The following is a 13,849-nucleotide window of genomic DNA, read 5'->3' on the forward strand; positions in this document are numbered from 1 at the left end:
ATAGAGTCTGCAATAGTTATGATAGCATTCGTAATCGTTGCTGCAGCTTTAGCCTTTGTCGTCCTCAACATGGGTTTTTCAACAACACAAAAGGCAAAGACAGCAATTTCATCTTCTGTCACAGAATCCAGCAGTGCACTTGAGATCGCAGGCAAAGTAACCGGTTTCGGCTATATCTCACAAGGTGTAATGAACGCCACAGTTATCCCTCTAAAGATAGCAGGTGGTGGAGATTCAGTAAGCTTGGATCCTGCTCTGACAGACGTCAAGTATTACAGCAACACTGTAAGATATGACAACATCTATGGTGTAGGTTGTGCATTAGGAAATCAAACATTACCAGTCCTTAATGCAACACATGCAGCAGCTCTTGCAATAGCAAGTGGCTGTATAACAGGCAGTACACTTCCAAGTGAGGCAAGCGGCGGAGTACCTCACATGACAAAAGGAATCATCTACTGGGATGTGAACTTGAACAACAACAACATACTTGACGTAGGTGAACATGCAAACTTGTTAATCATGTACAATTCTGCAGACAGACCAGCACAGCTAGATCAAATCAAGGCTGAGATCATCGTACCAACTGGTTCTGCATTGACTATAGACAGACAAGTGCCAGCAATTACCACACAAAACGTGGATTTGGGATAGGGAGAATATGATTTGAAAATCATCAATTCCAACCCCCTTTTTTTATTAACAAAAATATCTAGAAACACACGAACATTTATCGCCATTAGCTCAATAGCATGTTACGGATTATTTCTATACGAATTACTACCCGAGTATCTCTTTAACATTTCATTCTCATTATACTATTTCATATTGCCAGTTGCAGTTATTATTGTAATACTGGTTGTTTTACCAAAAGTAATGATAAAAGGTACACCAAAACCAATTATTCAAAATTATGAACAAATCGATTCACAATCAGAACAAGCTCCAGATATGACATCATTTGAAGCCCCAAAACAAGAAAATGGCATAATTTCAAACAATGGTAATGAGGGAGGAATAATTTCAGACATTATACTGCCAACACCAGGACAAGTACCAAATCCAATAGCAAATCAAGTCATGACATCAAGCCCATCTGTTGTACATCAACCAGTAATAGATGAAAATATTCTTGGAGACATGGTAACAAAGGCAGTTGATCCGTTTCAAAGAGAACTGGCCAGAATGCAAGATATTGTAAACGATGTAAGATCTGAAATTAATTCAGTCAAATCCACCATTCAAGATTTAACTTTTACATTTGAGACATCATTGACTGATCTTAAAGCGTTTCAGGCAGAGATTGCCAATCCTCTCAATTTCATGCGCAAATATTTTGATTCTATTGACATCAAGAATCTTTCAGACCCCACACTTCCTCTATACTCTGAACAATCACCTGCTCAACCTGGACATAATTCAAATTTAGAAGTTTCACATTCAAAGAAAGAATCAGACTCGGACATAGAATCAAATCATGTACAGTCATCAAATGAGGAGTCGCATAAAATTACAATATCAAAACAAGGCGAAGAAGAAAGGCACGAATCAGAACTTCATGATACGCTTCCGTTCAAACAATTGTTTAGTGGTAGTCTTACACTCGGAAAACTCATGAATACAACAACAGTGTTGGAGGAAATTCTGCAGACAGTAGATAGGGATTCAATCGATATGCTCATAGAACAATGCAAACTGATGGGTCTAAAACAAGAGGATGAGCATGTCATTTACAACATAATTAACATGATGGATCAATCCGGCCTATCTGTCAAAGAGATACTAGTAATGTTATACAAATTTGGCAAAGTCATGGGAATATCTGATAGGGAAGCTGACCTAGTATATGCTAAACTTATGATGAGTCAAGGAAAAACTCCAAGTCCTCTAGTAACGGTGGAATCAAAAGGTAATTAGAAATGGGAAGTGCAGTTATCACCGAAGCAATTCTCCTAATAGCATCAGTAATCATTGCAGGGGCACTTGCTGGAGTAGTTATGACCAAAGTAGGAACATTCCAGTCTACATTCACACAAACAACTGAGAATCAAAAACAAACAGTGTTGACAAATATCAAAATTCTCTATGCGCAAAATTCCACTTCATCAAGTGTAACTGCATGGGTGAAAAATGTTGGGACGTATTCGATTACAAATACACAAAATATTGATGTATATTTTGGACAGACTGGATCAATGCAAAGAATTTCATATAATGCAGCAGGTTCACCGTCTTGGGCATTTCCTAGTCAGGTAACCAGTTGGGATAAAGCAAACACTGTTCAAATCAACATAACAGATCTATCTATCATTAAATGTGGCAGTGTATACGAATTACAAGTAACAACACCTAACGGAGTTAGTGATGAATACTTCGTTACGTTCTGTTAGTAGGTGATGCGGTGTGGGATTAAGTATCGCAATTTCGGGTTGCATTGTCACTTTTTCTATTGTGTATGTAATGATGACTTTTCCTGCAATAGTTGATGAGACTACCAAAATAAGCACGTCTTCGGCACAAATGTCAAGTACTCTAAATTCAATCATGCACACGAACATTGAAATTTCAAACCTACAAAATGCTCATGATAATGATACGACTATCTTCTCAGTGAATAATACCGGAAACACAATCTTGTGGAATTACAAGGAGTTTGATGTCATAATTACATATCAGGCCAACACAGAAACAACCCCAAAATTAACTGAAGTTCTCAATTACGCCAATAGTTGTATGGCATTAGCATCGGATCACTGGTGCATTCAAAGTATCACAAATGATCTCATCCATCCAGGAATGCTTGATCCAAAAGAGACCGCAAATATTCAGGCAAAGTTACAAAATCCAACTAATCAAGGAGGCACTTTGACGCTCAATTTTGGAACAGATAACGGAGTAATGGATACACGTTCGGTGAAGATGACATGATCAAGACAATACCCACAGGTAATGAGGAAATAGATAGACAGCTTGCAGGAGGCATACCTTCACCTTGTTTGATGATGATAGAGGGAGAACATGGAACAGGAAAGAGTGCGTTAGGAGCTCAGGTAATTCAAGGAATGTTGGCCTCTAAAATGAAAGTATTGTGTATTACGGAAAACACGGTCAAAGACTATATTGAAAAAATGAAGACAATCACATTTAATTTCACAACGCCATTTTTACAAAATCGATTTTCAATATTACCATTGCACGTATATGGCGCAGTATGGTCTCAAAAACAATCTTCATTCTTGCTGCCCGTGATTGGTCGATACATAAGTAGCAACGCCAAAAATTTTGATTGTGTCGTAATAGATTCAATATCATTATTGACAATGTATTCTGATACAGATAGCATACTTGATTTTCTTACCCGATGCAAATATCTTGTATCAACAGGCATGACAGTAATCCTAACAATGCACAAAACATCAGTTCCAGAGGACGTATCAATGAGAATAAAATCTGCATGTGATGTATATTTTTCATTAAGTACCGCAAACATAGGTGGAAGAGCTGTAAAAGTAATGCAAGTTGTAAAATTGATAGGCTCAAGTGAAGCATCAGAATCATCTTTTGCTTTTGAGATTGACACCAATTTTGGGATAAAGATTGTACCAATATCTACAGCTAATGCATAATAGGGAGAAAAATGAAAAAAACAAATCGAGGTAAATGAGTTGGGGTTTAATTTTTCGCTAGTAACTGACAAAAAATTCTCAGAAGCACTGAAAAAGTCTGAACACCTAAAGAGTTACCTATCAAATTATATCGACAAGGGAAATCCAATACCAATATTTACTGAAAAGTTAGAAGGAGAACATAAGAAACTAAAAGATCCTAACTTGATTTATCCAATATCAGAAAACACTTTCATTCATATCAATCCACATTCTGCCTCCTCTGATGGTTATGTTGAATATGCAATCATAGAACCAGACGAGCCAAATCGTGAACTAATGGAAAATGCCGACAAGTTATTTGCATTACAAGCCGGAACTATGAATCCACCAATTGAACTCACTGAGAGATTCAATATGATTGATCAATATTTGGACAGAACAATTTCAACTTCAAATGCATTAATTGACTACTCCAAGATGGATGTCTTCAAATCAAAGAATCTATCAGTATATGAAAAGGACATACCATCGCTAAAATACCATTTTCTGCGTAAGAGGGCCGGAATGGGCCTTCTTGATCCATTCCTTACCGACCCCAATCTAGAAGATATTTCAATAGTAGGAGCTGGTAACATGTACGTCATTCACAAGATGTTTGGCGCATTAAAATGCCCTATTTTTTTAAGTGTTGAAGAAATTGATGATTTAATAATCAGTATGGCTGAGCAGTTTGGCAAAACCGTATCTCATGCAAAACCGGTTATAGATGCTACACTCCCAGAAGGCTCTAGAATCAACATTGTATTTGGAAAGGACGTAAGCAGAAAAGGAACAAATGCCACAATCAGAAGATTTGCAAGTACCCCACTCTCGATAACACAGATTATTCCAAGTAAATCAATGGTATCAATTGAAGCTGCATATCTGTGGATGATGTTAGCAGAAGGAATGAGTGTCTTCATTAATGGAGAGACTGCATCTGGAAAGACCACTACAATGATGGCACTAACGGCTTTCATTCCATCCAACTGGAAAATTGTCAGTATAGAAGATACTCCTGAACTTACACTGCCACATAGCAACTGGATTAGTGAGGTTACAAGAGATACAGGAAATCCAAGTTCAAGTGTGACAATGTTTGATCTTTTAAAGGCAGCATTAAGACAAAGACCCAACTACATTTTTGTAGGAGAAATTAGAGGTGCCGAAGCCAACATTGCATTTGGAGCCATGCAGACAGGTCACCCCGTAATTAGCACATTCCACGCTGGAAACATGACTGCATTAATTCAAAGAATTACCAACCCCCCAATGAACATACCAAAAACAAACGTAGAGAATTTGAATTTAGCAATGTTTCAAGCAGCAGTTACAGGACCAGATGGTAAAAGAGTTAGAAGAGTACTATCCATAAACGAAGTCATCGGATACAACCCAGAAGGAAACAATGTAATGTTCATTCCAGTTTTTAATTGGGATCCTGGTACGGACACAGTCAAGTTTAGAGGAAAGGGAAGTAGTGCATTATTTATTTCAAAACTTTTAGAAAAAAGAGGAATGTCAAGAAAAGATGAAGGTTTACTTTATGAGGAGCTTGCACTGAGAACCAAGATTTTGGACAAGATGGTTGAAAAAAAGATTTTCAATTTTTATGATGTATATGATTCCATATCTAGATGTAGAGAAATCGGTCTTGAACAATTCTTAAAGGAGCTTAATGCACTTTGATGGAAAAACTAGCCATTAAAGAAAAACTTGCGGAGTTGCGCAAATCAGATGAGGATTTGCTATATTTTGTGGCGTTTCTATACGCATTGGCAACAGGAGAGATCGGTTCAGTTGATTTGATTAAGAGCGGTGTAACTTCAGGATATGGTAGATATTCAAATTCATTTAGAGAGGTATACCGACTTGGAGTAGGATGGGGATATGGTTTGGCAAGATCATGTGAAATGATTGCCGCAAAAATGAAAGACAACTCTGATCCTCTAAAACAGCTACTAGTAAAACTGTCTCAGGTGATAAGACTGGGAGATGAACTACGTGTATTTTTCACAGACGAGATGGCATCTGCTATTCATGTGTATTCAATACGTTATGAACGTAATTTAGAGACTCAGAAACTTTTCCTTGAGATGTTTTATACAATTTCGTCAACTGCGTCTTTCATGATTGCCTCAAACTCCATCATGGCAATGCTCATGGGAAGTACAGATTCACAATCAGTTTTTCTCATGTCCTTTGTTGGAGTGATAGTAAGCATGGGGGCCTTCATAGTTATCATGTTCATACTATTCCCAAAAGACAAATTATCAACTGGAAAATATTCTAGCTCACAAAAGTTCAAGACGACTCTGATTGTAACTCTTGCTGCAGGTATTGCTATCGGGATAGCTCTTACTCTTACCAATCTTGTACCTCTTCCCCTCGTAGTAGTAATTGCAGTTGTTCCATTGTTTGTACCAGGATTCATAGCTCGAAAATTAGAATCAGAATTGAGAAGTTATGATGAATGGTATCCTCCATTTATCAGACATTTTGGTGAAATATACACAATGGTAGGATCTATGGGACAGGCACTTGATGCGGTACTTAGAAGTAATTTTGGACCACTCCAAAAGCACATTGTGGCATTTAAGAACCGTATAAAAAACAGAATAAATTCAGAAACAGCTTTTGAGATATTCTCAATGGAATCAGGAACTGCCATAATTGAATCAGGAAACACCATCATGTCTAGAGCGCTCCTCAAAGGAGCAAACATGAATGAAGTAGGCAACAAAGTATCAGAAATTTCTTCCAAAATAAGTGAATTAAGATCAAAGAGAGTGCAGACATCAAAAACTTTTGAGACGATAGTTATTGTACTTCATGGTCTCACCATGGCAATTTTTGGCTTGATGGCTACACTTATCGAAGTATTTCACAAATTATTAGCAACAGTACCCGTTTCAAATAATGCATTCACATTAAGTCCAATTGATCCTAATTTTATTCATATGATGATGCCTCTAGTTGTACTTGGCACGTCTACTATTAACGCGTTGGCAGTAAAGGTGGGTCAGGGAGGCCTCTTTAAGACAGTGTTATTCAACATTGCAATGTTAACTGTCATTGGAGGAATTACAATGTATGGAACAACAGCGGCATTAAGCCAATTTCTTACAAGTCACATATTGGATACTTATGCTCCAACTGCTCCAGGTCATTAGATAAGTCAGGTAAATAATATTTTAACTATAATGAAATAGATAATATTTTAACTATGATAAAATAAAAAATACTTGACTAAATTTCAGAGTAAGTTTGTTGAAATATTATGCATTTTCCTAGCCAGCAGTTCATTTACTGTGGTTACTACTTTTTGCATGTCAAATGGTTTGTAGATTATTGCGTCTGCACCCAAGTCTTCTAATTTTTTGATTGTCTCAGATCTGACATCTCCTGTAATCATGACCACGATAGCAAGTGGATTTACTTTTTTGATTTGTTCTAGCGCATAAAATCCATCATAATTTGGCATCATGACATCTGAGAAAATGACATCTGGAACCAACTCTTGGTAAACTTTTTCGGCTTGTTTTCCATCAAAGGCAGTTCCTACTACGGTAACATTACAAATCTCTAAAAATTCAACAAAGAGATTTACTGTATCTTCATCATCATCTACTACAATTGCGCTACATCTATTTTTTTCTACTCTACCTACATCCATCATACAAGTAGCGTAAATCAGAATGGTCTAATATTAGTCAGTGTGTCAAGATTAGACAAACAGTAAAGGTTCCTAGTCATCTTCTAAAACCCATACAATATGAACAAAAGTACCCAGTAATCCTGGAGATTCTAATGTGGTGTGGTCGCAACTACGTAGACGGCTGTAGGGCATGTCATACAGAAAAATTACATGCAAGGTGATTTTAACAAATTATCTACAAGTAAGACATGTCAGGATTTGATTCCCTCATAGGGAAATCTCTAGTACTCATAATAAAGAAAAATCTGACTCAAAGTACGCTTGAAAAAATTGAAAATAGAGTATTTGAGAAATTTGGTACAAATTTAACTCAAGTATCTAACGATTTCCCAAAATTGGATTTGATCCTCAGAGAGTTCTTTGGAGATGGAGCAAATGTCATGGAACGGAAGTTACTACAACACATAATATCAGTACAACAAAGTAAGATAGAAAAAAAAGAATGGATAACAATTGAAGATTTACACATCAATAGAATAATACTAGAAGCAATAGGAGATAACGATAAGAAGAATATTTTGAATGCAGTCCTTGACAAACCAAGAATAATTTCAGACATCCTAGAGATTTGTAAAATCCCACAGACATCAGGTTATAGAAAAGTCAACAATTTGATCCAGAATGGATTACTAATAATCAACGGACATGAATCAACAGAGGATGGAAAAACTATAAACAAGTATCAGCCAGTATTTGACAATATTCAAATTCACGTAGAAAAAAATAAAGTCATAGTACAAGTACAACTAAGAAAAGAATATCTTGACAACAGCAGTATCTTTACTATTCACTTTCAAAATCTCATGACGCATGTTCCTTAATTAACAAGTTTTTTACACACCAGTGCACAAAAGGAGATTGCACATGTGTAACACCCCATTACACACAGATCTCTAAAGAGTGCCAACTGTATTACAGTAATATGACATTAGATACAACCAACATTTCAATTTCTGAAACCATGTTAAACATACAGCCAAGTGATCAGGAAGTATTATATGAAAAGATTAAAAATGAATTATCAAAATTTGGATTAACTTCAAACCAATCAAAAGTTTTCTTGTTTCTAGAAAAAAATGGCTCAAGTACAGCTACACAAGTAAGTAATGCCCTCAAAGTACCAAGAACTGAAACCTATCATCTTTTAACAAACTTACAAAACAGAGGCTTGGTGTCTGCATCATTTCAACATCCAATCAAATTCATTGCATCCCCCCTTGATTCAGCCATAAACATACTGATCAATACAGAAAAGGAACGAGTCAAGAACTTGGAAAACAAAGAAAGAGACATAGTAGCTCTCTGGAAAACTTTACCTCATTTTGGAATAAATAAAGAAGAAATAAGCGACGGAAAATTCCAAATCCTACAAGGTCTAAACCAGATGTCTGGGAAAATAAGTGAAGTGGTTACAAATGCAAAGAAATCCATTCTAATGCTTGCTACAGAAAAAGACTTGATGAAATTTTATCATGCAGGGCTTTTAGAATTATTAAAAGATTCCAAAGTGGATGTACAACTTGTTTCATCATCTTCAAGTAAAACAGAATACATTTTTTCAGATGCCTTGAGAAATAAAGTTAAAAGAATGCCACAGAAGATTAAGGAGGATTTGTGTTTTATCATAAAAGATGATGATGAAATAATATTATTCATAAAGAAATCTAACGAAACTTCACAGAACATGTTGGCCATGTGGACAAATTCTAATTCTATGACATACACATTGAAATTATTATTTAGCTATATTTGGTCAAATTCCAGATATTTCAAATATAAAAATAGCAAACCGTAGAAATTAAATTTTTAGTGCAATAAAGAAATAAACAAACTTTAAAATCATAAAGAGTGAATAAGATTTAAAATCAAATCCCCGTACATAATCTGAATTATAAAACCCCCTGTTATGTACAACACGTAAGGTAAACCTGGTGTAACCCATACATCAGTTCCGTAACAAAATGATGTTTTTTCTGCATGTTTTAGTGAAAAGTCAAAGTGTCTCTTACCATCAATCATCTGTTCAATACAGAAACTATGTTTTGGATTCTTTGTTCTATATCCTACAAACATTGCCAATATTTTTTTCAGATGCGACTCCTCAATACCAATGAATATATCATTACCTTGAATTATAGACACGGTATTTCTACCCAAGTTGATAAAAAGTGGAATTACAGTCAGAATGGATGCGTTCTCAAGTGTTGTGAAAGGTGATATTTGAGATGGAGTCATACTAGACATCGGAGCAATACCTGCAAGAACTATCAAGCAAAATGCATCTGCACCTCCAAAGATTCCAAATCTCCACAATACCAAAGCAATGGGAACCACAATCATGGACAGACCTATAGTTTTTAGTTCAATCCAAAAGTTAGGACTTGCAAATAGCAGTAACACTGCCACCCCTGAGAAACCAATCCAGAACTTGTCGTTAATTTCCCGCTTTTTGAGATCTATTATAGATGCTAATCCAAGCATGGTTATAGCTACGATGATCCTTGCCATGTGAAGATCAAAAATACCCTCTAACATACGACTTTCTCGTCTTGTGTAGAATAAAATTTTAAATCAATTTCCAAAATTGGGAGGACAATCTTATATCCAAGAGATCGAGAGAAAAGAACATGAAATTTTTGCCATCTTTTCATAATCCAAAGACTCGAGGATATAGTACGTATTACGCCATAGTTCTTGTAGTTGTGACAGGCGTGGTAATTTTGAACACATTTCAAGTTATCCATCAAAACATCATCCAAAACTCGATGACCTTTTTTGAGGGATATTTTTCATTATTCATGCTAATTCGTAATGAGAAAGTAGGTAGAGAATTTTTAAAACATGTTGCATACGTCAAGTCATTCACAATATCCTAATTTTCCCCCACATGTGATACTTTTTCTTTTAATCCTGCGATTATTTCCGATAGATTAAATTTTTCAGATATTTCTTCAAACATTTCCCTTTTCTTAAAGATCAGTATTCCAATTCCTGCAACCACTGGAATTACCAACATGAATGGATCAACGCCACCCAGTATTGACAGATTGGTTTTTGGCACATTTTCAGATGGAGTACTACTTACAAGTGGTGCATTAATTGTAATATCTTTTGAAGATGTAGTTACTGTGTATAGACCACCTGAGACACTTGCTTCAATGTGAACTTGTCCAGGACTGTCGGCTACGAAAGTTATTTTTGCTTTTCCATCAGAATTTATCTCAGAGTCCATATTCTGAATTTTTGCCCCATCCACTTTCCAGTCAACTTTAAGACCGTTCAAAGGGGCTTGTTTGTAGGTAGCAGTTATTTCAGCTGACAGTGGAACACCTGACTCTCCAAAATCAGCTGATTGTATATTTACATCGGGGGTAATGCTTATCACATTAACATCAAATTTTGACAAAGGAATTTCATTTGCAAGAAGTGCAATCTCTGACGTGCCTTCGCTTTTTGCATAAACAGTAAATGTGGTGAAATAGGAACCACTGGGAATTTTCACACTTTCAGGCATTTCAATAACTGATGGATCGCTTGAAACAAGTTTTATTATCATATCATGATTAGAATATGTTGGCATTTGCTGACTGTCTAACAATTCAATTGAAAACGTATTTTGAATTCCAGCTGTAATTTTTGCTGGATAGTCAAATTCTAATGATTGTGGAATGACCGACGTACCTTCGATTGAGAAGGTTGAAGCAAACAACGGTGATACAACTGACAAGCTTTGCAAGCCATCTTTTAGCAATACACCGTCAGATATCAAAATAGGTTGATCTTCGTGTATGGACAATGCATCTGTTTGAATAGAATCAGATGGGGATACCATTAATGGTAATTGTCCAGTAGAAAAACTAAGAGCATTAGCATTTGTTAGGTAATATGCAATGGGGATTTTTGTATGCGTTTGAACTTTTGCAAGCAACGAATCAGCCACCAGTGTTCTGGAATCGCTTTCAATCGAACTTATTGTCGGAGTTACAGTTTGAGGATTGTCCGTTACAACATTAAGTGTAACAGGATTTGCCATGTTGCCAACTTGTGCAAATACTAGTGCGTCTTGTGAACCTTGTTCCATCTGTACATCAGGTATTGAAACAACTGTAGGATCGGAAGAATCGATTTGAATTCGTAGATTATTTCTAGCAAGAAGTATGTTTCCCGAAGGGTCTTGAAGATGAAGTATGCCAATCAATTCTTTTTGGCCAGTGGCCAGAATTGGAAGTGGGTCAATTCTAGCAGACTTTGTGTCATACAAGGTGTTGTTGTTCTTACTAGTCAGTAGGACTGGAGATGAGAATAGATTTCCTGCTGCAGAAGCAGTTACATTAAAAGTTCCACTAGTTCCAGCTGTAACTTCTATTGGCACATATGACCAATACGTCCCTTTTTTTATTACAGATTGTTCACCGATTTGAAATAACGGACTTGCATAGCTAGTATTAATTTCATCAATACCCGTAGCGTTTGTTATTTGTACTTTTACAGGAATATCATTTTTTGCCAAAACTGGATTTCCCGATGAATCATGCAGTTGTATTATTGCATATGCAGACGACTCGGCATAAGCATTGATTGTTTGTGGGTAAACATAAAGTTGAACCATATTTTGAGAACCAATTTGATTAACAGTAATTGATGTTGAAACCGATTGCATCGATGAGGAAGAAGCTGTGAGTTGTGCAGTTCCCACGTTATTCACTGTAATTTGACCAATGGAATAATATTCTCCTCTCTTGATTACAAGATTATTATCTATTGGTGTTGCTATGTTGGAATCAGACGTAGATATTGAGATGGCCATATCTGATGTCACAGGGGTTGGAATATTGTTATCATTGACAGTTTCTACTGCAATGTAACCATATTTTGGACCGTTTGTTGCATATGTAGAAGGAGTTGCTTTTAGCATCAGTTTTGTTGCGATACTGGAATCAGTGTAAACCGTTAGATCAAACTCATTTGAAGAAAAACCAGGTGCCGCAAGTGCAATTTTTACATCACCTGCAGCAAAAGCCTTTATTTTTACATTGGAAACCATATGAGTTTCATCTTGTTCAACCCCCATTATTTGCACTATAGACGGATCAGATGATGTTGCAACTAAGTTATCAACTGGAATATCATCTGTTTGTGAATAAACCTCTATGATACCTTCTGAATTTTCTACAATCTTTCCTGGAATCATCTTCATTTCAAGAGCGGCAGGAGTTGAGACATCAGCATAGGCTGGAAAAACTAAAGATGTCATTAACAGCAGCACAAGTAGATATCTCAAATTATCCATATCTGACTTTAAATATAATATAAGATCAGGTATGACTTTTTTTATGACATACTATGATGATGGTGGTTTGGAGAGGATAGAACCTATATCAATTACATGCAATTGTATCATTCCGATTGAGAGCAGAGTAATTATAGTAAGCAACATAGAAAACAGAAATCCTCCAGAATAAGCCCCTTTAGTGATTTTCCCAAGAAAAAGACCTGCAAGCCAGGCTTGAGCCACAACAGCTATTGATACAACCTCAAGTAATGAACTTGACTGTCCTGATTTTTCGTTATCCTTATTTACAATATTTTTCCCTTTGTCAATTTCAGAAAAAGAATCTATTGTAAGCAGAGTAGTAAAACCAGTAATAATTATCAACATAAAACCAACCATTACATATGGTTGTAACATATCTCGTTTATTTTTTGTAATATTACGAATTTTTTCACTTGCATCAGTCAGAGAGTCAAGTGTATTTACATTTCCTCCTCCGGAGGATATTATTTCAAACAATATTCTAAAGCTAACTAATACTTGGAAATTTTTTATTTCTTTTTCAAGTGTCTCAAAAATATTGAATAGTGGGATACCCCATTCGAGTTTGTTTGCAATAGTGTTTGCTACAATGTTAAATGATTTGAAATCTTTTCTTTTGCATGCATGAACTATGCATTTTTCTGGTCCCATTCCTGCCTTTCTTGCTTCAGTGATGTCTCGTAAAATTTGAGGTGTTGCGTCTTCAGCATGAAGATTTTTGATATAGATTTTCTTAAATTTCATAGAAGGCCAAATAGATGCAATAACTAAAGATATGCCTAAAATGTAGGGATTAGCATGCATATTAGAAAACATTCCAGATATGATCAGAATTATTCCAATCAAAACAGGTGGCAAGGCAAACTTTAGAATTTTTTTTACTTCAAGTTCAGGAATATTAGAATAGTTCATTTTTTGTACCATTTTCATAAATCCAATAGAGACTATTGGAGAAAAGAACAATAATGCATAAGGTGGCTGGGAAGGAGCATTATCACCTGAACTGCTAAGCGGGTTTGACCCCATTGCTGCTATGAGTATAAAAACAGCCAGTATGACTATTTGCATCGTAAGCCACCCGTGAACTACACCACTGAGTTTCTCAACTGATTGTTTTTCGGCATTTTCAAGCCTATCGTATGAACCAGTCATTTTGCTTTTCAGATAATT

14 protein-coding genes are annotated in these 13,849 nt (G+C 35.9%); 10 read left to right on the top strand and 4 right to left on the bottom strand.

What is annotated here, in order from left to right:
• From C0Q33_RS03175 to C0Q33_RS03205, 7 genes are all read left to right on the top strand, one after another.
• Positions 1-654: archaellin/type IV pilin N-terminal domain-containing protein (locus tag C0Q33_RS03175; protein ID WP_101477168.1), on the top strand; the 654-nt coding region annotated here is incomplete at its 5' end.
• A 174-nt stretch (positions 655-828) separates the two neighbouring features.
• Entirely contained in the window at positions 829-1,917 is a 1,089-nt protein-coding gene (locus C0Q33_RS03180; protein WP_101477169.1) for a hypothetical protein, read from the top strand.
• 2 nt (positions 1,918-1,919) lie between these two features.
• Positions 1,920-2,390 carry a flagellin gene (locus C0Q33_RS03185; protein WP_101477170.1) on the top strand — a complete coding sequence of 157 codons (471 nt, stop codon included), beginning with the start codon at positions 1,920-1,922 and terminating at the stop codon, positions 2,388-2,390.
• Between the two features lie 13 nt (positions 2,391-2,403).
• Complete coding sequence (locus C0Q33_RS03190) at positions 2,404-2,928, top strand: hypothetical protein (protein WP_133121001.1); 525 nt, start codon at positions 2,404-2,406, stop codon at positions 2,926-2,928.
• On the top strand, positions 2,925-3,626 hold the full coding sequence (locus C0Q33_RS03195) for an ATPase domain-containing protein (RefSeq protein WP_101477172.1): 702 nt from the start codon (positions 2,925-2,927) through the stop codon (positions 3,624-3,626). Before C0Q33_RS03190 ends, C0Q33_RS03195 begins: the two co-directional genes overlap by 4 nt.
• A gap of 39 nt (positions 3,627-3,665) precedes the next feature.
• Positions 3,666-5,336: a type II/IV secretion system ATPase subunit gene (locus C0Q33_RS03200; protein WP_101477173.1), complete on the top strand. Its 1,671-nt coding sequence runs from the start codon at positions 3,666-3,668 to the stop codon at positions 5,334-5,336.
• A complete protein-coding gene (locus C0Q33_RS03205) occupies positions 5,336-6,820 on the top strand; it encodes a flagellar assembly protein FlaJ (RefSeq protein WP_101477174.1) in 1,485 nt (494 codons plus the stop codon). The genes C0Q33_RS03200 and C0Q33_RS03205 overlap by 1 nt, the downstream gene beginning before the upstream one ends.
• Positions 6,821-6,903: 83 nt before the next feature.
• Here C0Q33_RS03205 and C0Q33_RS03210 read toward each other — a convergent pair whose 3' ends face one another.
• Positions 6,904-7,326: a response regulator gene (locus tag C0Q33_RS03210; protein WP_101477175.1), complete on the bottom strand. Its 423-nt coding sequence runs from the start codon at positions 7,324-7,326 to the stop codon at positions 6,904-6,906.
• Between the two features lie 227 nt (positions 7,327-7,553).
• Between C0Q33_RS03210 and C0Q33_RS03215 the strand changes: the two genes are divergently transcribed.
• Both C0Q33_RS03215 and C0Q33_RS03220 read left to right on the top strand, forming a co-directional pair.
• Positions 7,554-8,186 carry a transcriptional regulator gene (locus tag C0Q33_RS03215; protein ID WP_177996799.1) on the top strand — a complete coding sequence of 211 codons (633 nt, stop codon included), beginning with the start codon at positions 7,554-7,556 and terminating at the stop codon, positions 8,184-8,186.
• Positions 8,187-8,287: 101 nt separating this feature from the next.
• Positions 8,288-9,160 carry a TrmB family transcriptional regulator gene (locus C0Q33_RS03220; protein WP_101477176.1) on the top strand — a complete coding sequence of 291 codons (873 nt, stop codon included), beginning with the start codon at positions 8,288-8,290 and terminating at the stop codon, positions 9,158-9,160.
• A gap of 44 nt (positions 9,161-9,204) precedes the next feature.
• Here the strand turns inward: C0Q33_RS03220 and C0Q33_RS03225 are convergent, their stop codons facing one another.
• Entirely contained in the window at positions 9,205-9,900 is a 696-nt protein-coding gene (locus C0Q33_RS03225; protein WP_101477177.1) for an A24 family peptidase C-terminal domain-containing protein, read from the bottom strand.
• 92 nt (positions 9,901-9,992) lie between these two features.
• Here C0Q33_RS03225 and C0Q33_RS03230 point away from each other — a divergent pair, with 92 nt between their 5' ends.
• Complete coding sequence (locus tag C0Q33_RS03230) at positions 9,993-10,241, top strand: hypothetical protein (protein WP_101477178.1); 249 nt, start codon at positions 9,993-9,995, stop codon at positions 10,239-10,241.
• Here the strand turns inward: C0Q33_RS03230 and C0Q33_RS03235 are convergent.
• Both C0Q33_RS03235 and C0Q33_RS03240 read right to left on the bottom strand, forming a co-directional pair.
• On the bottom strand, positions 10,238-12,619 hold the full coding sequence (locus C0Q33_RS03235; protein WP_101477179.1) for a hypothetical protein: 2,382 nt from the start codon (positions 12,617-12,619) through the stop codon (positions 10,238-10,240). The genes C0Q33_RS03230 and C0Q33_RS03235 overlap by 4 nt on opposite strands.
• A gap of 87 nt (positions 12,620-12,706) precedes the next feature.
• A partial coding sequence (locus C0Q33_RS03240; protein ID WP_218192575.1) for a secretion system protein occupies positions 12,707-13,849 on the bottom strand: 1,143 nt, incomplete at its 5' end.

The organism is Candidatus Nitrosotalea bavarica (assembly GCF_900167955.1).
In the GTDB taxonomy this organism is placed as follows: Archaea; Thermoproteota; Nitrososphaeria; order Nitrososphaerales; family Nitrosopumilaceae; genus Nitrosotalea; species Nitrosotalea bavarica.